General features: G+C 53.5%; 21 protein-coding genes. 5 read left to right on the forward strand and 16 right to left on the reverse strand.

The window, feature by feature from the left end:
* Window positions 1-21: 21 nt before the first annotated feature.
* Window positions 22-711: a phosphate response regulator transcription factor PhoB gene (gene phoB / locus ACUY4Q_RS18985; RefSeq protein WP_437433796.1), complete on the reverse strand. Its 690-nt coding sequence runs from the start codon at window positions 709-711 to the stop codon at window positions 22-24.
* A 196-nt stretch (window positions 712-907) separates the two neighbouring features.
* Between phoB and sbcD the strand changes: the two genes are divergently transcribed.
* Both sbcD and sbcC read left to right on the forward strand, forming a co-directional pair.
* Window positions 908-2,110: an exonuclease subunit SbcD gene (sbcD, locus tag ACUY4Q_RS18990; RefSeq protein WP_458044257.1), complete on the forward strand. Its 1,203-nt coding sequence runs from the start codon at window positions 908-910 to the stop codon at window positions 2,108-2,110.
* Window positions 2,107-5,250: an exonuclease subunit SbcC gene (sbcC, locus tag ACUY4Q_RS18995; RefSeq protein ID WP_458044258.1), complete on the forward strand. Its 3,144-nt coding sequence runs from the start codon at window positions 2,107-2,109 to the stop codon at window positions 5,248-5,250. Before sbcD ends, sbcC begins: the two co-directional genes overlap by 4 nt.
* A gap of 38 nt (window positions 5,251-5,288) precedes the next feature.
* On the opposite strand, the gene ACUY4Q_RS19000 is transcribed toward sbcC, so the two are convergent.
* Both ACUY4Q_RS19000 and mak read right to left on the reverse strand, forming a co-directional pair.
* On the reverse strand, window positions 5,289-6,530 hold the full coding sequence (locus ACUY4Q_RS19000) for a fimbrial protein (protein WP_458044259.1): 1,242 nt from the start codon (window positions 6,528-6,530) through the stop codon (window positions 5,289-5,291).
* A 406-nt stretch (window positions 6,531-6,936) separates the two neighbouring features.
* Window positions 6,937-7,842, reverse strand: coding sequence for a fructokinase (gene mak, locus ACUY4Q_RS19005; RefSeq protein WP_458044260.1), 906 nt, complete (start codon window positions 7,840-7,842; stop codon window positions 6,937-6,939).
* 98 nt (window positions 7,843-7,940) lie between these two features.
* Between mak and rdgC the strand changes: the two genes are divergently transcribed.
* Window positions 7,941-8,852: a recombination-associated protein RdgC gene (gene rdgC, locus ACUY4Q_RS19010; protein WP_458044261.1), complete on the forward strand. Its 912-nt coding sequence runs from the start codon at window positions 7,941-7,943 to the stop codon at window positions 8,850-8,852.
* A gap of 88 nt (window positions 8,853-8,940) precedes the next feature.
* Here the strand turns inward: rdgC and ppnP are convergent, their stop codons facing one another.
* The 5 genes from ppnP to ACUY4Q_RS19035 all read right to left on the reverse strand — a co-directional run bounded on the left by ppnP (window position 8,941) and on the right by ACUY4Q_RS19035 (window position 11,783).
* The gene (ppnP, locus tag ACUY4Q_RS19015; protein WP_458044262.1) at window positions 8,941-9,225 is read right to left on the reverse strand and encodes a pyrimidine/purine nucleoside phosphorylase; all 285 of its coding nucleotides are present in this window, start codon (window positions 9,223-9,225) and stop codon (window positions 8,941-8,943) included.
* An 81-nt stretch (window positions 9,226-9,306) separates the two neighbouring features.
* Window positions 9,307-9,984, reverse strand: coding sequence for an AroM family protein (locus ACUY4Q_RS19020; protein WP_458044263.1), 678 nt, complete (start codon window positions 9,982-9,984; stop codon window positions 9,307-9,309).
* 236 nt (window positions 9,985-10,220) lie between these two features.
* The gene (gene yaiA, locus ACUY4Q_RS19025) at window positions 10,221-10,412 is read right to left on the reverse strand and encodes a protein YaiA (protein WP_458044264.1); all 192 of its coding nucleotides are present in this window, start codon (window positions 10,410-10,412) and stop codon (window positions 10,221-10,223) included.
* Between the two features lie 114 nt (window positions 10,413-10,526).
* A complete protein-coding gene (gene aroL, locus ACUY4Q_RS19030; RefSeq protein WP_458044265.1) occupies window positions 10,527-11,051 on the reverse strand; it encodes a shikimate kinase AroL in 525 nt (174 codons plus the stop codon).
* A gap of 267 nt (window positions 11,052-11,318) precedes the next feature.
* Window positions 11,319-11,783 carry a YaiI/YqxD family protein gene (locus ACUY4Q_RS19035; RefSeq protein WP_458044266.1) on the reverse strand — a complete coding sequence of 155 codons (465 nt, stop codon included), beginning with the start codon at window positions 11,781-11,783 and terminating at the stop codon, window positions 11,319-11,321.
* A gap of 138 nt (window positions 11,784-11,921) precedes the next feature.
* Between ACUY4Q_RS19035 and proC the strand changes: the two genes are divergently transcribed.
* The gene (gene proC / locus ACUY4Q_RS19040; RefSeq protein WP_458047390.1) at window positions 11,922-12,728 is read left to right on the forward strand and encodes a pyrroline-5-carboxylate reductase; all 807 of its coding nucleotides are present in this window, start codon (window positions 11,922-11,924) and stop codon (window positions 12,726-12,728) included.
* 40 nt (window positions 12,729-12,768) lie between these two features.
* On the opposite strand, the gene ACUY4Q_RS19045 is transcribed toward proC, so the two are convergent.
* The 7 genes from ACUY4Q_RS19045 to ACUY4Q_RS19075 form a co-directional block, all read right to left on the reverse strand.
* The gene (locus ACUY4Q_RS19045; RefSeq protein WP_458044267.1) at window positions 12,769-14,292 is read right to left on the reverse strand and encodes an FAD-dependent oxidoreductase; all 1,524 of its coding nucleotides are present in this window, start codon (window positions 14,290-14,292) and stop codon (window positions 12,769-12,771) included.
* A 142-nt stretch (window positions 14,293-14,434) separates the two neighbouring features.
* The gene (gene adrA / locus ACUY4Q_RS19050; protein ID WP_458044268.1) at window positions 14,435-15,550 is read right to left on the reverse strand and encodes a diguanylate cyclase AdrA; all 1,116 of its coding nucleotides are present in this window, start codon (window positions 15,548-15,550) and stop codon (window positions 14,435-14,437) included.
* Window positions 15,551-15,640: 90 nt separating this feature from the next.
* Entirely contained in the window at window positions 15,641-15,961 is a 321-nt protein-coding gene (psiF, locus tag ACUY4Q_RS19055; protein ID WP_458044269.1) for a phosphate starvation-inducible protein PsiF, read from the reverse strand.
* A gap of 90 nt (window positions 15,962-16,051) precedes the next feature.
* Window positions 16,052-17,467, reverse strand: coding sequence for an alkaline phosphatase (gene phoA, locus ACUY4Q_RS19060; protein WP_458044270.1), 1,416 nt, complete (start codon window positions 17,465-17,467; stop codon window positions 16,052-16,054).
* Window positions 17,468-17,569: 102 nt separating this feature from the next.
* Window positions 17,570-17,830: an anti-adapter protein IraP gene (gene iraP, locus ACUY4Q_RS19065; protein ID WP_458044271.1), complete on the reverse strand. Its 261-nt coding sequence runs from the start codon at window positions 17,828-17,830 to the stop codon at window positions 17,570-17,572.
* 258 nt (window positions 17,831-18,088) lie between these two features.
* The gene (locus tag ACUY4Q_RS19070) at window positions 18,089-19,279 is read right to left on the reverse strand and encodes a multidrug efflux MFS transporter (protein ID WP_458044272.1); all 1,191 of its coding nucleotides are present in this window, start codon (window positions 19,277-19,279) and stop codon (window positions 18,089-18,091) included.
* A gap of 170 nt (window positions 19,280-19,449) precedes the next feature.
* A complete protein-coding gene (locus tag ACUY4Q_RS19075; protein WP_458044273.1) occupies window positions 19,450-20,133 on the reverse strand; it encodes an extensin-like domain-containing protein in 684 nt (227 codons plus the stop codon).
* A gap of 83 nt (window positions 20,134-20,216) precedes the next feature.
* Here ACUY4Q_RS19075 and ddlA point away from each other — a divergent pair, with 83 nt between their 5' ends.
* Window positions 20,217-21,317 carry a D-alanine--D-alanine ligase gene (gene ddlA, locus ACUY4Q_RS19080; RefSeq protein ID WP_458044274.1) on the forward strand — a complete coding sequence of 367 codons (1,101 nt, stop codon included), beginning with the start codon at window positions 20,217-20,219 and terminating at the stop codon, window positions 21,315-21,317.
* Here ddlA and ACUY4Q_RS19085 read toward each other — a convergent pair.
* Entirely contained in the window at window positions 21,314-21,553 is a 240-nt protein-coding gene (locus ACUY4Q_RS19085) for a DUF2754 domain-containing protein (protein ID WP_458047391.1), read from the reverse strand. The two genes, ddlA and ACUY4Q_RS19085, sit on opposite strands and share 4 nt — an antisense overlap.
* Window positions 21,554-21,699 lie beyond the last annotated feature (146 nt).

The following is a 21,699-nucleotide window of genomic DNA, read 5'->3' on the forward strand; positions in this document are numbered from 1 at the left end:
GCGTCACACTCCTGTCAGATTTCAGAAACGGGTTGAGAAGCGATAACCCGTGCCGCGAACTGTCTGTACCATACGATCGTGGCCGCTGGTTTCCAGTGCTTTACGCAAGCGGCGAATATGCACGTCGACCGTGCGATCTTCTACATAGACATTGGTTCCCCAGACGTGGTTAAGCAGCTGTTCACGGCTGTAGACGCGTTCCGGGTGCGTCATGAAGAAGTGCAACAGCTTAAACTCCGTCGGCCCCATGTCCAGCGGATTCTCGCCGGTCATCACCCGATGAGAGCTTGGGTCGAGGCTCAGCCCCTGCATCTCAATGACCTCTTCTACCGCCATAGGCGAGATGCGACGCATAACCGCTTTGATTCGCGCAACCAGCTCTTTAGGGGAGAAAGGTTTAGTGATGTAATCGTCTGCACCGGTTTCAAGGCCGCGCACACGATCTTCTTCTTCACCGCGAGCCGTCAGCATCATCACCGGGATTTCCCGAGTCATGGCTTCACGTTTGAGGTGCTTAATAAACTGGATACCAGAGCCGCCTGGCAACATCCAGTCCAGTAAAATCAGATCGGGCCAGGGTTCATTCAGTTGGTTCACCGCGCTGTCATAATCTTCCGCTTCGACAGGTTGAAAGCCGTTTTGCTCAAGCACGAAACACACCATTTCACGAATGGGAGCTTCATCTTCTACGACCAGAATGCGTCTTGCCATAATTTGCCCTGTTTAATTAAAGTCATCAGTCAACCGCGGCGCCAGTATGCGTCACTTTTGTGACAGATTTATGAAACAAATGACCAACAGATGACGCATCATTCCGTTATATGACAGCGGCTAAGCGCTTTCGCTGGCGGCTCATAGGCTCTTGAATGTTATAATCCCGTTTACGCTTTTTTGCCATGGAACCGCTATGCGCATCATTCATACATCGGACTGGCACCTCGGTCAGAACTTTTACAGCAAGAGCCGTGCCGCCGAGCACGACGCTTTTCTCTCCTGGCTACTGACCACGGCTGAAGAACATCAGGTTGACGCGATCATTGTCGCGGGCGACATCTTTGATACCGGTTCGCCCCCCAGCTACGCGCGCGAACTCTATAACCGGTTTGTCGTGAAGTTACAAAACACCGGCTGTCATCTGGTTGTGCTGGCCGGGAATCACGACTCCGTCGCCACACTCAATGAATCAAAAGATATTCTGGCCTGGCTGAAAACCACCGTCGTCGCCAGCGCGGGAAGCGCCCCTTTCTATTTACCGTTGCGCGATGGCTCGCCAGGCGCGGTGTTCTGCCCGGTACCGTTTTTACGTCCGCGCGACATTGTGACCAGCCAGGCCGGGCTTTCCGGGCAGCAAAAGCAGCAGCATCTGTTAGGCGCCATCACCGACTACTACCAGCAACAGCATGATGCCGCCTGCACACTCCGCGGCGAACAGACCTTACCTATCATCGCCAGCGGTCACCTCACGACGGTAGGCGCCAGTAAAAGTGATGCCGTACGCGAGATTTATATCGGCACCCTGGACGCCTTCCCGGCGCAGAATTTCCCGTCCGCCGATTATATCGCGCTGGGCCATATTCACCGTCCGCAGAAGATTGGCGGTCAGGAACATATTCGCTACTGCGGCTCGCCCATCGCCCTGAGCTTTGATGAAACCGGCAAAAGTAAATATGTCAATTTAGTGACCTTTGACGCGGGAAAGCTGGCCGACGTGACGGCACTGGAAGTGCCTGTTACCCAGCAATTAGGGGTCATTAAAGGCGACCTGACGGCCATTCGCGAACAGCTTGAACAGTGGCGGCATCATGATGCTGCGCGCCCCGTCTGGCTGGATATCGAAATAGCCACCGACGACTACCTCAGCGATATGCAGCGGAAAATTCAGTTGCTGACCGCCGAACTGCCGGTAGAAGTGTTGCTGGTTCGCCGCAGCCGGGAGCAACGTGAACGCATTCTTGCCGGTGAGCGCCGTGAAACCCTCAGCGAATTAAGCGTGGAGGAGGTCTTCGCGCGCCGTCTGGCCCAGGAAGAACTGGATGAGACACAACAGGCCAGATTAGAGGCGCTCTTTGCAGAAACACTGCACGGCCTGCACCAGGAGCACGACGCATGAAAATTCTCAGCCTGCGCCTGAAAAACCTCAACTCCCTGAAAGGGGAATGGAAGATAGATTTTACCGCCGAACCTTTTGCCAGCAACGGTCTGTTTGCCATTACCGGGGCGACCGGCGCGGGTAAAACCACCCTGCTGGATGCCATCTGCCTCGCGCTTTACCATGAAACACCGCGCCTGAATAACGTCTCGCAGTCGCAAAATGATTTGATGACCCGTGACACGGCCGATTGCCTGGCAGAGGTCGAATTCGAAGTTAAAGGCATTGCCTATCGCGCCTTCTGGAGCCAGACCCGCGCCCGAAACCAGCCCGACGGGAATTTGCAGGTCCCGCGCGTTGAACTTGCGCAGTGTGCTGACGGCAAAATTCTGGCGGATAAAGTCAAAGATAAGCTCGAACTTACCGCCTCGCTGACGGGGCTGGACTATGGGCGCTTCACCCGTTCAATGCTGCTCTCACAGGGCCAGTTTGCCGCCTTTCTGAATGCTAAACCCAAAGAGCGCGCGGAACTGCTGGAAGAGCTGACCGGCACCGAGATCTACGGACAGATTTCTGCCGAGGTGTTTGAAAAACATAAAATCGCCCGCACGGCGCTGGAAAAATGCCAGGCTCAGGCAGAAGGCGTAGTGCTGCTCAATGACGATCAGCGCACGGCCCTCACCGCAGGTTTGCAGGTACTCACTGACGAGGAACAGCGCCTGCTGACCCGACAGCAGACCGCACAAACGCAGCTCAACTGGCTGAATCGCAGCCAGGAGTTGCGTCTCGCCCTCCAGCACGCGCAGGCGGCAAGTCAGCGTGCCGTTCAGGCGCAAAATGATGCCCAGCCCCAGCTCGCGCTGCTCAGTCGTGCCCAACCCGCCCTGGCGCTTCGTCCACTCTGGGAGCGTCTGCAAGAGCAACGCACGCTGTGGCAGAGCAGCCATCGGCAGAATGAAGAAGTGAATACTCGCTTACATGACAGGCGCACGCTGCGTGCGTGCATTCGCGCCAGCGCCCTGAGTCAGCATGCGCAGCTCCTGGCCTCGGAGGTCACGCTTAAGACCTGGCTTGCCGATAACGCCCGCTTCCAGCGCTGGCAAAGCGAACTGGCCGGCTGGCGCGCCATGCTCAACCAGCAGGTAGAGGATAAAAAACCCTGGCAGTCATTGCAGACCCGCATCGAGCAAAACGTGCTTAAGCTGCGCGGACTGCAGGCGGTTTCGCTGGACATGACCCCGGCAGAGGTCGAGGCGGCGATGGCCTTAAGCGCGCAGCATCGTCCGTTGCGCCAGAAACTGCACGCGCTGCACGCCCGTTTTGCGCCGCTGCAAAAGCACCTCGCTCAGCGCCAGCAAAGTCTGGTTGAACTCGAAGCAGAACGGAAAAAGCGCGACGATGAACTGACGCTAAGGCGCGCACAATATAAAGAAAAAAATCAGTTGCTGACGGAAATTCGTACCGTCTGCAAACTTGAAGAACGCATTCACAGCCTGGAGAGTGAACGCGCCCGGCTTGAGCCTGACCACCCCTGCCCACTTTGTGGTTCAACCTCGCACCCGGCGATTGCCGAGTATCAGGCTATTGTTCCGGGCGTGAATCAGGCTCGTCGCGATGCGCTCGAGCTTGAGGTCAGCAAGATAAAAGAGGACGGTGTCGCCCTTAGCGAGCGTCTGAAAGGGCTGGCGGAACGGTATGAGAAAGAAGAGCGTGAAGCTAAAATCCTCTCTCAGGATGAGCAAACGTTGCGCCAGGAGTGGGCCACGTTATGTGAAGCCTTGTGCATCAACATGCAACCACAGCACGACCTCACCAGCTGGCAGGCGGCGCAGGATGCCTATGAACATCAGCTCTATCAGCTAAGCCAGCGGCAGACGCTGCAACACCAAATCGATGAGCTGCGCCAGCAGGTGGAACAGTATCAGCAGGCGGCAGAGGCCCGTCGCGCCCATCTCGCTTCTCTGCTTGCGCCACTGGAACTCACCGTTCCGCCAGAGGGGGAAGAAACTGCCTGGCTGGCTGCCCGCACCCAGGAAGCAGAACAGTGGCAGGAAAAGCAGACGGCCTTTACCGCCCTGCATGACAGCATTGCCCGCCTTTCACCGATTATTGATACCCTGCCGGATGACCCCGATTTTGCTGATGAGACGCCCGTCAAACTGGACAACTGGCAACAGGTGCATAACGACTGCGTCTCACTGCAAAGTCAGTGGCAAACCCTGCAACAACAGCTTACCGTAGAAGCCGAACGCCTGACGCTGCTGGAGAAACAGTTTGCCGATGCGCTGGCAGAAAGCGAGTTTACCGACCAGCAGGCATTTCAGGATGCGCTGCTCAATGACGCAGAGCGCCTGCGCCTTGAACAGCTGCGCCAACAACTGGAAAGTGCGTGCCAGCAGGCACTGACCTTAGTGACCAATGCTGAGCAAACGCTGAATGCCCATATCGCCGAACCACCTGTTGTGATGGATGAAAGTGTTACGGCACAGAGCGCTCAGGAGGCGCTTACCCTTCTGGCAAGTCAGATCCGCGACAATACCACCCGTCAGGGAGAGTTCCGTCAGCAACTGAAGCAGGATGCGGAAAACCGCCAGCGCCAGCAGGTTCTGATGAGGGAGATAGAACACGCTGCGGTACGCTGCGATGACTGGGGTCATCTTTCCCAGCTGATTGGCTCCCGCGACGGCGATAAATTCCGTAAATTCGCCCAGGGGCTGACGCTCGATAATCTGGTCTGGCTGGCAAACAATCAGCTCAATCGTCTGCACGGGCGCTACCTGCTTAAGCGTAAGGCCAGTGAAGCGCTGGAGCTTGAAGTGGTGGATACCTGGCAGGCGGACGCAGTGCGCGATACCCGTACGCTTTCCGGCGGGGAAAGCTTCCTCGTCAGCCTTGCGCTGGCCCTGGCGCTCTCGGACCTGGTCAGTCATAAAACCCGTATCGATTCACTGTTCCTTGATGAAGGTTTTGGCACGCTCGACAGCGAAACGCTGGATACTGCGCTGGACGCCCTGGATGCGCTGAACGCTACCGGCAAGACCATTGGCGTTATCAGTCACGTTGAGGCGATGAAAGAGCGGATCCCGGTGCAGATAAAAGTGCGGAAGATTAATGGTCTTGGCTACAGCAAGCTGGATAACGTTTTTGCGGTAGATAAGTAAGCAGGGCCCGGCGAGAGCATCAACGCCGGGACTGTACCTTATTCATAGGCAGCAATAATTTCCACTTTACCGTTAGCAGGCCCGGGCTGAACCGTGCCGGTCGTGCGAATATAGCGGGCAGACATCCGGATGGTACCGTCGGCTCCCGTTGCCAGCGCTGTTCCGCCCAACGTGTAGGGGCCATTTTTAAAGTTGCTGTTGAGCGAGCTTGCCAGAATTCGCGAACCAAAAGCCACAGGTTTGGTTGGCGTGTCTGAAGTGGTTTGTTCACCGGGCATGCCCCACGCCAGTTGAATGCCATAGCCTTCGGCACCGCCTGCATCCAGGGAGAAAACCCCTTGAGCTGCATTAATTACTGTGGTGTAAGGCACCACCTGGATTTTAACGCTGTTGTTTTTGGTCTGATTGGCCGTCAGGGAACCGCCGTCAGCATTATATTGATTATATGAGTTTGAAACGCCACTATTATAGCCGTATGCCACCGGGCACTGTAATTTAAAACTGGCATCCTGCCACGGGGATTTCCCTATATTCGAAGCATATTTACCCATTGTAACAGTACGCGAGGCACTGACCATATTGCACGTCCCTGACTGAAAATCAATGCTGCCTTTTAATATACGACTTAGCCAGACGCAGGTGCGGTCATCTAATTTCCCATCCGCAGTATTATTTGGGCAACTGGAAATTGTATCTCCAGCATTTTGTGGACTTAGCACCTGCATAAACACGGGGCCTGTAAAGTCAAGATTACCAGGCTGAGTAAATTCAGGGGTTTTCCATACTCTAATATCTACCCAGGTATCAATTTGCCCACGGTTGTTAAACACCCACGCTACGTCAGGCCAACGACGATATGATAAGTACGATCCCGCAGATGATTCGTTAAAAGAAACGCCAATACCTTTAATTGTTGTGGGATATATGGGGTAGCCGTCTGGAGACGTATAAACTGTGCCTGCGGGGACATCCTTTACGGCATAACCTGTTTTCCACGAACCGGTACAGGACTCTGTCATGTTTTTATTCGCGCCGGGAATCGTTCCATAGCCTGGTCTGGTTTTAGCCGTAAATAAAACGACGCAGGTGGTCGTCGTGCAGGTATAACCCGGGCCATTAATTGTGCCCGCATTACCGGTGTTGGGTGGGGTAATATTCCTTCCTGCATTGGGTAATCTATAATCTCCACCAACCTGTGTGGTCCCCGTACATGTCAATCCCGCAGCGACGGCTACATTTGATAACAAACATGCCAGTAATATCCATTTACGTATCACCATAGACTCCTTTTCGCACGATCATAAACCTGTGGGGATTAATACGCGGGTTATTTCTGACTGTCAAAAAGCGGAAATACTTATGCTGATAATATTTTATTTTGCAAATAAATATTAAACACCCGATACTAAAAACAGATGATAAATCGTACAAAATAATGATGTGTTACTGTTAAAAGCCAAATTAAACAAGAGCAGATTCCGAAAAATCAGTTACAGACAGACATTAACGTCATCTTACAAAAAAGATTAGAATATAATTTTTAGTGAAAGCTGGCTTTGCCAGCCAAAGATAAGAGGCGATATAATTAATCTTATCAGCTAATTTAAAAAAACAATCTTATTCTTGCTGATACTGTGCCCAAAATAAAAAAATCCCGGCAGTATTATTGCCGGGAGATAAATATGCTTATTCCTGCGGCCATAGCCAGGCCGCACCGCGCACGCCGCTCGAATCCCCGTGCAGTGCTTTGCGAATCGGGGTTTCAAACTCGCCGCCAAAGACCCAGCTTTTCACAAGGCCCGGTACGGTTTTATAGAGCCGCTCGACGTTACTCATGCCGCCACCCAGTACAATGACATCCGGGTCGAGAATATTGACGACGTGAGCCAGCGATTTGGCCAGCCGCATTTCATAACGACTTAGCGCCAGCTCTGCCAGCGGGTCCTGTTCCTCGACCAGGCGAATAATTTCATTCCCTTTGAGCGTTTTTCCGCTCAGCCGCTGATAGTCAGCGCCAAAACCGGTGCCGGAAATGAAGGTTTCGATACACCCCTGCTTGCCGCAGTAACACGGCACTTCCGCACGATAACGCAGCTCGTCTTCGTCCATCCACGGTAGCGGATTATGGCCCCACTCTCCCGCCGTACCGTTACCGCCGATATGGGAACGGCCACCGAGCGCCACACCAGCACCGCAACCGGTTCCGATGATCACCGCAAAAACGGTTTGCGCGCCCGCCGCTGCGCCGTCCACGGCTTCAGAAACCGCCAGACAGTTGGCATCGTTAGCGAGTCGGACGTCACGTTGTAAGCGCTGACTCAGATCTTTATCAAAAGGTTTACCGTTGAGCCAGACCGAATTGGCGTTCTTTACCACCCCGGTATAGGGCGAAATTGAGCCCGGAATGCCCATGCCCACCGTCCCGGTTTGCCCGGTCTCTTTTTCGGTGAGGTCAACAAGAGAAGCAATCAATTCAATGGTTTGATGATAATCACGCGGTGTCGGCTGACGATGACGAAAGAGTTCGTCCCCCTCATCACTGAGCGCAATTATCTCTGTTTTCGTGCCACCTAAATCAATACCAATACGCACATAATGCTCCTCATAGTTGGACAACCATTCATATGCAAGCGCGGCGACAATTGGTTATCATGCCCGCTGCATTTAACGACAAGGCCGTGGAAAAACTCATGCTGTGGTTTAAAAATTTAATGGTATACCGTCTCAGCCGCGATGTAGCGTTGCAGGCGGAAGAGATGGAAAAACAGCTTGCCCCACTATCGTTTACCCCGTGCGGTAGTCAGGATATGGCGAAAACCGGGTGGGTTCCACCGATGGGTTCACACAGTGATGCGCTGACCCACACTGCCAACGGTCAGATCATCATTTGCGCGCGCAAAGAAGAGAAAATCCTGCCTTCTCCCGTGGTGAAACAGGCGCTGGAAGCCAAAATCTCCCGCCTCGAAGCCGATCAGGGTCGCAAACTGAAAAAAACCGAAAAAGACGCATTGAAAGATGAAGTGCTTCACTCTTTGCTCCCTCGCGCATTCAGCCGTTTCAGCCAGACCATGATGTGGATTGATACGGTCAACGGGCTGATTATGGTGGACAGTGCCAGCGCCAAAAAAGCCGAAGACACCCTGGCGTTGCTGCGTAAAAGCCTCGGCTCGCTGCCGGTCGTCCCCTTAACGCTGGAAAACCCCATTGAACTGACCCTGACGGAATGGGTCCGTTCCGGTACGGTCGCGCAGGGATTCCAGTTGCTCGATGAAGCGGAGCTGAAGGCGATGCTGGAAGACGGCGGCGTGATTCGCTGCAAGAAACAGGAGTTGGTCAGCGACGAAATTGCGGTGCATATCGAAGCCGGTAAAGTGGTGACCAAACTCGCCCTCGACTGGCAGCAGCGTATTCAGTTTATGGTCTGCGATGACGGTTCTGTCAAACGTCTGAAATTCGGTGATGAGATCCGCGATCAGAATCAGGACATCGATCGGGATGACGTCGCGCAGCGTTTCGACGCTGACTTTATTCTGATGACCGGCGAACTATCAACGCTGATTCACAGTCTGGTGGAAGGGCTTGGCGGCGAAGCCCAGCGCTAATCATGAAGTATTGCCCGATGGCGCATCGGGCCTACAGCCCCGCTATCAAAAAAATCGCCCGGTTAAACCGGGCGTTTTTGCAGAAGGCTTACAGGTAACGGCAGAGATAGGAAGACGGCTCGGCAATCTGTAAATGAAATTCGCTGTTACCGGGCACGTTGAAAACTTCACCAGCAGAATAGGTTTTCCACTCTGTCTCACCGGGCAGCAGAACATGCAGCGCACCGCTCACCACCGTCATCTCTTCAGGTTGTGCGGTCCCAAAGGTATATTCCCCTTCAGCCATCACGCCAACGCTGGCACGGCCAGTGCTGCTACTGGTAAACCCAATGGATTTCACTTTACCGGAAAAGTATTCGTTACTCTGAAGCATGAACTGGCCCTTTTTATATTCAGATAAGATATGGAAATCCACTATAGAGGCCAGACTTCATTTCTGTCACGCGAAATTGACCTACACCAGCAGTTCGGACGCCAGTCGCGCGACCAGGACGTTAGAGAGTAATACTGGGACATCAAGGGATTTCTGGAGTAAATCCCGGTGCCACTGATGAAAGCCAAGGCAATCAAGCATTAAAACGTCTGCGCCCTGGTCAATCAACGTTTTTCCGGCCTCGACCAGTTCAGACTCTGAGGCATCAAACGGATGTGCCAGCGCGTAGTAAGGCTCGTTTTCCAGCACGCTCCACTTCTGCTTTTGGGGGGCCATCAGTTCTGGAATAGGGACAATCACACCGACCTGATGCCCTTCCACAATGGAGGAGACCAGCGGAGGTATGATGCGTTGAGGTTCGATCAAGATGGAGTTTCGCGCCTTGAGGCCACGAATATTCGCCGTACTCATCAACAGAATGACGTCATAACCCTGGTTATCCATCACCTCAATGACGCTTTGCAGGTCACGCTCTACCTTTTCGCGGGAGACGATCGCCAGACTGTCATCGCATAAGCGCGTTGGGAGCGGGGTTTCGCCCGGTTCGATACGATAATCGGAATGCACATCCTCGGGTGCCATTTTGCCAAGAAGACTGTAATGGGTAATCTGCTGCTCAGGAATATGCTCGGTCAGGAGCGGTAAGATCTCTTTAACAGGCACCACACCTACGGTGAGGATCGCCATCGTTGCATTCATTTATTTTCCGCCTTGCAACACTGCCTTATACGTACACGTCGACGCACCTGAAGGGTAACCTGGGCCACTTCAGGCAATTTCATACCAAAAAATTGACTTCAAAATTCCTATTATTTCCAATAACGAATTAATAACCTCTGATTATTATCGGTCTGCACCGACTTCGCCAGCGCGAAAAATGCGACGCAGACCTCTTTTTTGCACTTTCAGGACAACCTTAAGACAGTATTAAGACGTTACTCTTTGCCAGGATCCTCGTAGCGCACCTTGGCGTCAAGGGCTTCCTGCTCAGTGGGATGCTCGCTGATCAACGCATCGGGCTTAGGATGATCGGCACGCAGTTGATACCAGGTGACGGTTTGCCCGGTTGCGCCTTTCTCAATAGCAACAATACGGGCTTCACGCGGATAGGGAGGTTTACTGGCCATGACTTTTCCTTTTTTGCTCGTCAGGCCCTAAGTATAGACCCTAAATACTTCGCGTTGCAGGCAGGCGGCAACGCACGGGCAACGTGAAGTATGGCGGGTATAGACAATCGTTTCCTAACTGGCGCAGGCCACGCGCATCGCGTTGCGAATGTCGTTCAGCACCTCGTCGAGGCTTGCTGAAGCGTCAACAACATGGTGCGCCGTTTCACGATAGAGCGCGTCACGTCCTGCCAGAATTTCGCCCACCTCTTCACGAACCGGTTTGCCGGTCAGCGTTGGGCGCTGGCTCTCTTTTGGATAGGCTTCCAGACGGTCCACCAGCACGGACACGGGGGCACACAGATAGATGACCAGCCCCTGTTCGCGCATAAATTTGCGATTATATTCGCTCAAAATAATGCCGCCGCCGGTGGCAACAACGTGAGAAGGGGCAGTGACCGCTTCCAGCGCCTGGGTTTCACGCGCGCGGAAACCCTGCCAGCCCTCTTTGCTGACCAACTCAGCAACGGTCATTTGTGCCTGTTCCTGCAACCAGTGATCGGTATCAACGAACTGGCGTGCCTGTAACTCAGATAACGCATGACCAACGGTGGTTTTACCACAACCGCGCGCGCCGATTAAAAAGATGGGTAGCGTCATGAACTGGTGTTCCCTCAGATATCGCAAGGTGAAAAGAGAAGAAAAATGGATATTGACTCACCCTGCCGGTGTCGAGTGGCTGTAAATAAATAATTACACATGAAAAGATAAATCGCATTCCACTTCGATTAACTCCAGAAACGACGCCCGATTTGAGTGTAAAGATTTTAATGCAACCCGTGTAGCGATAACCTTACTTAAAGTAATGTTCGTTGACAAGCCCACAGGCGCGGTTAGCGTAACATATTCATCTGTGGGTGGACGAGATCACTGCTTTGCCTGTCGACGGGTGTTTTCCAGCAGCCATTTATCGAGCTCGGCAGCAAACTGTTGCCGGTCGCGCTGAGAAAGGCTGTCAGGGCCGCCGGTCTGAATGCCACTCGCCCGCAACGTATCCATGAAGTCGCGCATCGTCAGGCGTTCGCGAATCGTCGCTTCCGTGTAGCGCTCACCGCGCGGGTTTAGGGCAACGCCCCCTTTTGCGATCACGTCGGCAGCCAGCGGAATGTCGGCCGTAATGACCAGATCCCCGGCCTCACAAAGCCGAACGATTTCGTTGTCTGCAACATCAAAACCCGACGCGACGCGCACGGAGCGAATAAACCGTGACGGCGGCACGCGTATGTTTTGGTTCGCAACCAGCGTTACCTGCGTCTGCGTGCGGTCAGCGGCACGAAACAGAATCTCTTTAATCACATTCGGACAGGCGTCCGCATCAACCCAAATCGCCATCGTTCCCCCTTACGTATTTGCGCTCATTGTGGCGTTAAATCGTGGTCACGCAAAGCATAACGTTAAGGTTTAGCCCTGCACGGCTGTCATGCGTTAAGCTATAACCCACAACACACTATCAGCAGAGGGACAGACGTGATGGAGAAAAAAATTGGCTTTATCGGCTGCGGTAACATGGGCAAAGCGATTCTGGGCGGGCTGATTGCCAGCGGCCAGGTGCAGCCTGGGCAGATCTGGGTTTATACCCCATCAGCAGATAAAGTCGCCGCCCTGCACGATCAATATGGCATCAATGCCGCGCAGAGCGCGCAGGAAGTGGCGCAGGTTGCAGATATCGTTTTCGGCGCGGTTAAGCCGAACATCATGATAAAAACCCTGAGTGATGTGGCGTCCAGTCTCAATAAAGAGACGCTGGTTGTCTCTATTGCTGCGGGCGTCACCCTGGATCAACTGGCGCGCGCGCTGGGCCACGATCGCAAAATCATTCGCACCATGCCAAATACCCCCTCTCTGGTGAATGCCGGCATGACCTCTGTCACCGCTAACGCGCTGGTGACTGAAGAGGATATTGCAGATGTGCTGACCATTTTCCGTAGCTTCGGCGAAGCGGAAGTGGTCTATGAATCAATGATCCACCCGGTCGTGGGGGTGAGTGGCTCTGCTCCCGCTTATGTCTTTATGTTTATCGAAGCGATGGCTGACGCTGCCGTTCTTGGCGGAATGCCGCGTGCCCAAGCTTATCGTTTTGCCGCACAGGCGGTGATGGGTTCAGCAAAAATGGTGCTGGAAACAGGTAAGCACCCCGGTGAATTAAAAGACATGGTCTGCTCTCCGGGCGGCACAACCATTGAAGCCGTAAAAGTGCTGGAAGAGAAAGGCTTTCGCGCGGCGGTCATCGATGCCATTCAGGCCTGCATGGCAAAATCGGATGCGCTGAGTAAATAAAGTAAGCGCCACGGGTATGCTGGCCCGTGGCGTACCCGCCTCAGTTCAGCATATCGCTGGCTGCCTGCACACTGAGCGGCTGCTGCATTTTCAGCAGTAAGGCCGCCGTTTCGGTATATTCCCCACTGCTCAATACTGCTTTCAACACCCCCTCTTCGCCATACAACACGGCAAAGCGTTTACTGTCGAAGGAACCCAGCATGGTGATGCTGTCCCACTCCGGCGCATAACCGAGGTACTCGAAGCGGGTACCAAAATGGGTGGTCCAGAAAAACGGAACCTGGTTGAACACCCGCTCTTCTCCGAGCATATTCAACGCCGCCAGATGGCCCTGCTGCTGCGCCACTCGCCAGTGTTCTATGCGCCGACGCCCTTCCGGCGCAGGATAGCTGGCGATATCCCCCACTGCCCACACATCGGGTGCCGCACTCAGCGTCTCATCCACCGTCAGGCTACCATCCTCTTCGCGGTGAAGGTCATGAACAAGGTCGGTAGACGGGCGTACACCAGTAGCAAACACCACAACGTGGGCAGGCAGCGTCTGACCATTTTTGAGCTGTACGTGCTGGACCCGGCCATTGCCCTGCAGGGCAACAGGTTCGCCGGTGACAAATTTCACGCCGTTCTGTTTGTGTAATTCCAGAAAATGCCGCCCCATCTCTTCACCAAATTGCGGCACAAACGGCAGCGCATGACGAGAGACAACGGTCACATCAATATCCTGATTACGCAGCGCTGCTGCCAGTTCCATCGCAATAAAACTGTTGCCAATGATCACCAACTGCTGCTCGCGCTCAACATCGTTGAGCAACTGCTCTGCCTGCTGGATATCGCGCAGCACATGCACACCCGTCAGGTGATGACCGTCGATCTCGGGCCACACGGGCTGACCGCCGGTCGCCAGCAGCAATTTATCGAAATGCAATTCTCGCCCGCTGGCGAAGGTTATCTTGTGCGCGCGACTGTTCACATCGCTGACCTCCTCCCGCAGACTCTCAACGCCGGGCTGCTGATAGAAGGCCTCGTCCAGAATGTGCGGCACCTCGCTGATTTTCATTTTTCCGGCCGGAACAAATTTACTCAACGCGGTACGGTCGTATGGCGCATCTTCTTCTTTATCCACCAGCACCAGCCGGCCCGTATAGCCCGCGTCCCGCAGGGTTATTGCCGCTGCGCTGCCTGCCGCACCGGTGCCCACGATCACGGTGGTCTGCTCTTGTTCACCACGAATCTGCGGGTAGCTTGCAGGAGACATCGGGCGAGGGCTGACCAGCACGCGATTCTGCTCAAGGCGTACCGGGTATTGTTTCAAATTAGTCAGCGCCAACGGCTCAAGCCATTGCCCATTTTTGATATCAAATTCGGCCTTATGCCACGGACAGACAAGCCGCCCTTCGCATACCGCACCTTTCTCCAGCGGCGCGCCGGCATGCGGGCATTTGCTTTGAAAGGCGCGGACCTGAGTCAGCGTTCGGATAAGGATCATTGCAGTACCGGCCACTTCGCATTTCACCGGTTGGTTTTCGGGTAAGGCGTTGAGTTCAGTTACAAATTGATAGCTCATCACATTGCTCTCGTGTCAGTGTTGGAGATACGGTCGTCACGCCAGCCAGCGCACACCACGAGGAAAATTAAAGACCCACAAAAGGTAATGGTGACGCTTTAAGCCTGGCAGAGATTGAACGTTCGGCAACAAAGCGGGAGAGTCAGGCGGCGACTTCGGTACGGTTTCGGCCCGCTTTTTTGGCTTTATAGAGCGCCAGATCGGCCGATTTAAGCCATTCGCGATAATGCGCCATCTCTTCGGTAAGAGGCGCAACGCCCACGCTGATATGCAAGGAAAGCTGAGGGGTGTTAGGGAGGCGGAACGTCGCCAGGCGATCGTGAACACGGGTCATGGCGGCGATCGCACTTTCACACGAGGTTCCCCCCATGATCACGGCAAATTCATCGCCCCCGAAGCGCCCAATAATGTCGCTACCGCGCAGGCAAAGCTGAAGATGACGAGTGATCGCCACGATCGCTTCATCGCCAACATCGTGGCCCCAGGTGTCGTTGATGGTTTTGAAATGATCCACATCGATAAGCAATAACGTGGCCCCTCGCTGATGACGGCGGCAGTTGTCAAACTCATCCCGCAGGAGGGTTTCCCAATGACGGCGGTTATAGACGCCGGTCATGCCATCACGAATGCTCATCACCTGCAATCGACGTTTGTGTTCCTCCATGCGGATCGCGGCGCGGTAATTTACCCAGGAAAAGAGCAGCGGATAGATCAGTAACACCGGCACGGTCAACCAGATAGTCAGCAAAGGGCTCACCGGATCCACGGCGATCCCGGTCAACTTGAGGGTCACAAGGCTTGAGACTAACGTCAGGATAGCCCCGGCAATACACAGGCGCGGCCCGCCTGCGCCCATGGTGGTGATAAAGACCATCATTGCCAGCGCCAGGGAGGGCATCAGGTTTACCCCCGTCAGCGCGATCCAGATACCCGCAAGGATGGCGTCAGCCTTCAGGTTATGGGTTTCACTGGCCAGCGGATCGCTGGAGCGCGAAGCAAGTTGCCAGGCCAGATGGGGCCAGACGAAGATCCAAAGAACCAGTAAGACCCACCAGCCCCCTGCCGTCGGCTTAGACACCATTTCAGCAGCCAGAGGGAAAAACAGGCAGGCAAGCCCGGCAGCACGCGGCAGCCTCTCTCGCTTTGCGAATTGCAGCCCCTCGCTGTAATGGTCCACGTCGCTCAGATGAGCGTGCCTCTCCTTGTCTGACGCATCTGAGGTATAAAAATTATTATCATTCATCATGTTTGGGAACATTCTGCAACAATTTCCCAAATTATAGAGAGGGGGCGTGGGGAGAAAGTATGAAATTTCGGGTGAGCAGAGAAAGCCGCTCACCCGTTCGGCTTAGCCCGTTTTTTTCAGGCACGCGCTCATAAATTTACTGCGATCTTCACCTTTAAGGGATTGCTGCGTGGCCTGTGAATTACACTCACGCATTTTTTGTTGCTGCGGTGACAGGCTTTTTTGCCCCGGTTCCGTTTTGGTATTTTTCAGACAGTCGCTCATGTAGCGCTTACGCGCCTCACCGGTGAGCGTCTGGACTTTCGCCTGCTGATTGCAGAGGGTCATTCGTTGTTGTTGAGGGGTAAGGGTTTTCTCAGCAGCGCTCAGCGCCGTGACGAACACAAGACCAAACAGGAGCGTAACCAGTAATGTTATTTTCATAGCACCATCCTTTTTGAAGTGTTGCTTCTTAAGAATGGTCTGTACGGGTGAAAAAACCACCCGACGAGAGAAATTCCCGTCGGGCAGGCTTTATTTCAGGCCGAGCGCTGCTTTCATCGTGAAGAACAGGTCAGTCTGGTCAGTCAGGCCAACCACGTTTGCAGCGTGGGGGCCGTAGGCAGCGATACGAATCTGCGTGCCGGTATGTTCCATGGACTCTTCTTCAGAGTTGCCATAGGTCATGGCCATCACGGTGCCGTCTTTGGTGTTCAGCAACTGGCTCAGGCCTGGCGCTTTGGTATCCGCCGGGATGATCTGGCTGGCATGGGCATGGTCAGCCGTCACAATCACCAGCGTATTGCCATCCTGCTTCGCAAAGGCCAGCGCTTTTTGCACCGCTTCGTCGAGATCGACGGTTTCGCCAATCTGCCCGCACGGGTTCGCCGCGTGATCCTGTTTATCAATGGAAGCGCCTTCAACCTGCAGGAAGAAGCCTTTTTCATTTTTGCTCAGTAATTCCAGCGCCTTATCGGTCATTTGTGCCAGCGTCGGTACGCTATCAGTACGCTTAGCATTAGGCGTACAGGTTACCGCAGGCTGATCGATGTTGCCGTGCAGAGAGGCTTTCGGACCTTCCCAGCGTACGGGCATATTGCCTTCAGAAAACAGGCCCAGCAGAGGTTTATCCTGATTCGCCGCGCTGATTGCCGCAAGGCTTGAAGCATCGCTGACTAACTGATAACCACGCGCTTGCGCCTGCTCACGCAGTGTTTTGCCTTTCCACTCGCCGGCGGTTGCCGTTTCGCTAAAGGTTTTTGCGCCACCGCCCAGGGTAACGTCAGCGCGTGCATTCAGCAGCTGCTCAGTAATGGAGCCTTTACCGCCTTTTTCCAGCGCGTTAGTGGCACATTTTTCACTGGTGACGCTCGGACCATAGCATTTGCGCGAGGTAACGTGAGAGAAAAGCGCAGCCGGGGTGGCATCCTGCAGTTCAGCGGTAGAGACGTTGCCGGTAGCAAGGCCCGCGGCCTTCGCCATTTCCAGAATCGTCATATGATCTTTTTCATGGATATCTACGCCCAGCGCGCCATTGTAGGTTTTCACGCCGGTTGACCAGGCAGTCGCTGAGGCGGCTGAATCGGTCACGTAATCCGGTTTGCCCGTTTTTTTATCGAGCGCATAATGCGTGTATTGCCCTGTTAACGGTAAGGCATCAATTCCTTTAAAGAAGCCGCCTGCGCCTTCAGCATAATTTCGTGCTGCGGTAATTTCGGAATCACCCATGCCGTCGCCAATTAACAAAATGATATTTTTAGCCGGCTTGTCATTCAGGGAGGCACGAATAGCCTCAGTCTGATCGCTGCTTAAACGACGTGCACCGCCCTGAGTGGTAATATCACCCTGCGCAGCACGATTTTCCAGTACGGGGGTGGCGGTGGTATCAGCATGAATAACAGGGGTAAACAGCAGGGGGAATAAAGCGATGAATAATGCGCTCTGTTTCAATTTATTTTCTCCGTGTAAAAATACTTAAAAGAAATAAAAAACAGAGCGACTATAGGCAGCGCGCGTTACAGTGAGATGACAACGTGACTTATCTCAAAACGCTTAGGATCGCGGGTGCCGTAAAAGCTTTTTTACGTACTGTTGCAGTAACTCCGTATCCTGGAGGGAAACATCTGAGTCTGGGGTCACTCCGTCCAGGGCGCCTTCGATACTTTGAATAAGCGCCTGCTGTTCCGGTTGCGCCATCTGGCGTAGCAGCGCGGTGACGACGATCTCCAGCGCCTCTACCTGTGCGACCAGCTCTTTGGATTCTTCTTCCTTCTCCGCAAGTTTAACCAGTAGTTCAGCAATGAGGTTTTTCATAGCGCAATTTCCTTATGGGGTATTCGCTGACGTTATCACTCTCATTAGTTGTTGCAAAGTAGATGCAACTATTATTTTTAGCAAAAATTTGACCGATGCAAATACGCAAAATGAAAACATTTTCAACGAAACGTTTCTCTCGCTGTAACGCGTTTGAATTATCAAAAGGAAGAAGGGAAATTTCAGCGAGAATATATTCTTGATATAAAGAAAACTTATCGTCTGGCCGGAAGTGCGTCTCCCGACCAGCCGGTTAGATTAGCGTTTTGCTTTGCGTAATGCGGTGGCAAGCTGCCATATATTACACAGTACGACCAGCGCCGTGGCGACAAAGACCCAACGGAATCCCGCCATAGCGGATACCGATGCGCCCATCAGCGGCCCCACCACATTTCCAAGGTACATAAACGACTGGTTATAACCAAAAATGCGCCCGGTGACCTGATCGCTGGAGTACTTAAGCAGAAGCGTTTGCACTGCCGGTAGCATGGCGCCATCGGCAAAACCCAGTAGAAAACGTAATACGCCTAACTGTAGGGGCGATGTCACAAATGACATGGCAAAGAACAACACCACGGCACAAACGAGCGTCGCCATCAAGATACGTGCCGTTCCGATACGGTCGCCCAGTTTACCCAGTCGTGGGGCGGACATCAGCGCTGAGACGCCGGGGATAGCGGCAATCAATCCACTGAGAAAGGCAATGTTGCTGCTATCCGGAGTCATTGACTGGATAAATAGCGCCAGAATTGGTCCGACAGAGCCGTTACACAGCTGAATGACCATCGTGGTCACAAACAAGCTGATCACCAGGCCCGGATAGGGCAGCGTGGAAAACACCGCTTTGCCGCTCAACCGCTGCGCCTTACTGATTTTAGGCCGGGCCCCCTCTTTTATCAGAAACAGCGTCACGAGGAAGCTCACTACCAGCAAAATAGCGGTGATAAAAAAGACGGTGCGCAGGCCGAAGTGGTCGGCCAGAAAGCCGCCCATCAGCGGACCACCAATCACGCCGCTAATCTGGGCGGTGGAAAGCGTACTGAGCGCCCAGCCGCTGCGCTCGCGCGGAACCTGCGAAGCAACCAGCGCCATCGCATTAGGAATATAACCGGACGTTAATCCCATCACGCCACGCAAAATCAGCAACTGCCAGACATTGGTGGCGAATGCTTGCAGGAGAATGGCAACCGCCATGCCGAGTGAGGCACGAAGCAGCATTAACTTGCGCCCTTTTCTATCCGCCAGACTTCCCCATAGCGGCGAAACGATAGCAGAAATCAAAAAGGTGATGCTGAACGTCAGCCCCGACCACATTGACAGTGCCTCGTGCGAGGTGACGCCAAGCTGGGCAACATAGAGTGGCAAAAACGGCAAAATCTGGCTGATCGCAAGGCCGGTAAAGAAGCAGCCGAACCAGACAGAGATAAGATTGACCTTCCAGGATTCCATAGACAGCAACAATATTTCAGTTTTTGGTAAAGAAGAGACAGAGTAACAAGAAGACGGACAGGAAAGCATACACGGGGTGCGTTTACCGTTATTTCAGTGTTTTATCCCTCGTGTTTTGTAACAGACGGACGTCGCAAACAAAAAAACCAATTATAACGGCAGGTTATGCTTTAACGACAGAGTCCAAAACCACGCATGCCGAGGTGAAAATGGTTGGCGTGAGCGGCGTTATATTCTGGCCCTAAACCGTTGCCGTAATAACCGCAGCTTGCGCTCAGCATGGCCCGTAGCCAGGGCTGCGTTGCTGAGTCAGGCCAACCGCGCAGTACGGTGACAACATTACCGTTGGAGAGTCGAAAACCGCTAATATCCAGCGCATCTGCACTGGCATGTTCGCTACGCCGCCCTTCGGCACGATTGTAGATATTGCGACAGGCATAGCTGCCCAGATGATCGATACGCGTTAGCGTCTGACCGGTAAATTGCCGGGTAAGCGGACGCACCTGCTGCTCGACAAAGAGCGCCGAACTGAGCGCCAGCGGGCAACTGGCTAAAAAGCTACTGCTCAGCTTTACGGGTCCAAAGTTTCGAACCCGCACTACGTCCGTCAGCGGGCACTCTCCCTGGCTGTCAGCCACGGGTGTTGAGGCGATCATTTGCCTTTGATTAGCCTGTTCAAGTAAGGCGGCACACTCGTGCGGCGCCAGTCGACGTAATTTATATTGCGTGATTCGCCCTGGCGGATCGTCTAACCGGAGCGGCATAAAAGGGTTGTAATATGACGGCAAATAGCGGTAGCCCACACTCCCCGCAACAAGCAAAACGCAGACCACAATCAGGCTTTTTCCTTTCACGCATCCCCTCCATTAATCACTAAAAACAGTATGGCAGAAGTGATATGGTATGTGCTTTCTGATTGATGTGAGTGAAGAATGTGATGGCAAAACTGCGGGTAGGAGTCGTGTTTGGCGGTAAGTCGGCTGAGCATGAAGTGTCGCTGCAATCGGCGAAAAATATTGTCGATGCAATGGATAAGTCGCGCTTTGAGGTGCTGCTGCTGGGCATCGACAAGCAGGGACAATGGCATATCAATGACGCGAATAATTACCTGCAAAATGCCAGCGATCCCGCGCACATTGCCCTGAATCCTTCAGAAGAGAGCGTGTCTCTGGTTCCCGGGCAAACAACACATCAGTTGATCAACGCCCATAACGGTTCGCCTTTCGCCCAGGTCGATGTCATCTTCCCTATCGTCCACGGCACCCAGGGCGAAGATGGTACGCTACAGGGTTTGCTGCGCATGGCGAATCTCCCCTTCGTGGGTTCCGATGTTCTGGGTTCAGCCGCCTGCATGGACAAAGATGTTACCAAACGCCTGCTACGTGATGCCGGTCTGGCGATCGCCCCCTTTGTCACGCTGACGCGCAGCAACCGTCGCCGTTTCTCTTTCCAGGACATTCAGGCAAAACTGGGGCTGCCATTATTTGTTAAACCGGCTAACCAGGGTTCCTCCGTGGGCGTCAGTAAGGTCACTGACGAAGCGCAATATGCCGCAGCGGTAGACCTCGCATTTGAGTTCGACCATAAGGTGGTGGTCGAGACCGGGATCAACGGCCGGGAGATCGAATGTGCGGTGTTAGGCAATGACGATCCCGTGGCCAGTACCTGCGGTGAGATCGTGTTGAACAGCGAGTTTTATGCCTACGACACCAAATACATTGATGATAACGGGGCACAAGTGGTGGTGCCGGCGAACCTTACGCCTGAGGTTAATGACCGTATCCGCGAGATTGCCGTTCAGGCTTATCAGACGCTGGGCTGCGCAGGAATGGCGCGCGTCGACGTGTTTCTGACCCCCGAAAATGAAGTCATTATTAACGAAATCAACACGCTGCCTGGATTTACCAATATCAGCATGTATCCGAAGTTATGGCAGGCGAGCGGGATCGGTTACACCGATTTAATCACTCGCCTGATAGAACTGGCTTTGGCGCGCCATCAGGCTGACAGCGCACTTAAAAGCTCGATGAACGGTTAGTCCAACGGTTTTTCTTCTTTAACTGCGGGCTCTTCGCCGTCTTCTTCAGGACGACGGCGAATAATCAATCCGGCCAACCAGAAACTGATGACCCAGGTGACGAGGCCCACGGCATATTCTTGCCAACCTTTTGCTTCAAATCCTAAAAGCCCCACCACTCCATTCAGAATAAAAATCAAACCAATAGCGAACGCATAATAGTGCCAGTCACGGCGTATTTTCGCGGGTAGCTTCATGACAACTCCGGCAATAAAAAAAATATCGTCGCACATTTCCACTGTTCCGTCTGTGTCGCATACGGAAATTCTGAAATGTTAAATACGTAATCAAAATATTACGGAAATGTGAGCACTCACAAAATTTACTCAACTGGAAACCTTCC

The sequence above is a fragment of the Phytobacter cepae genome (genome assembly GCF_054165735.1).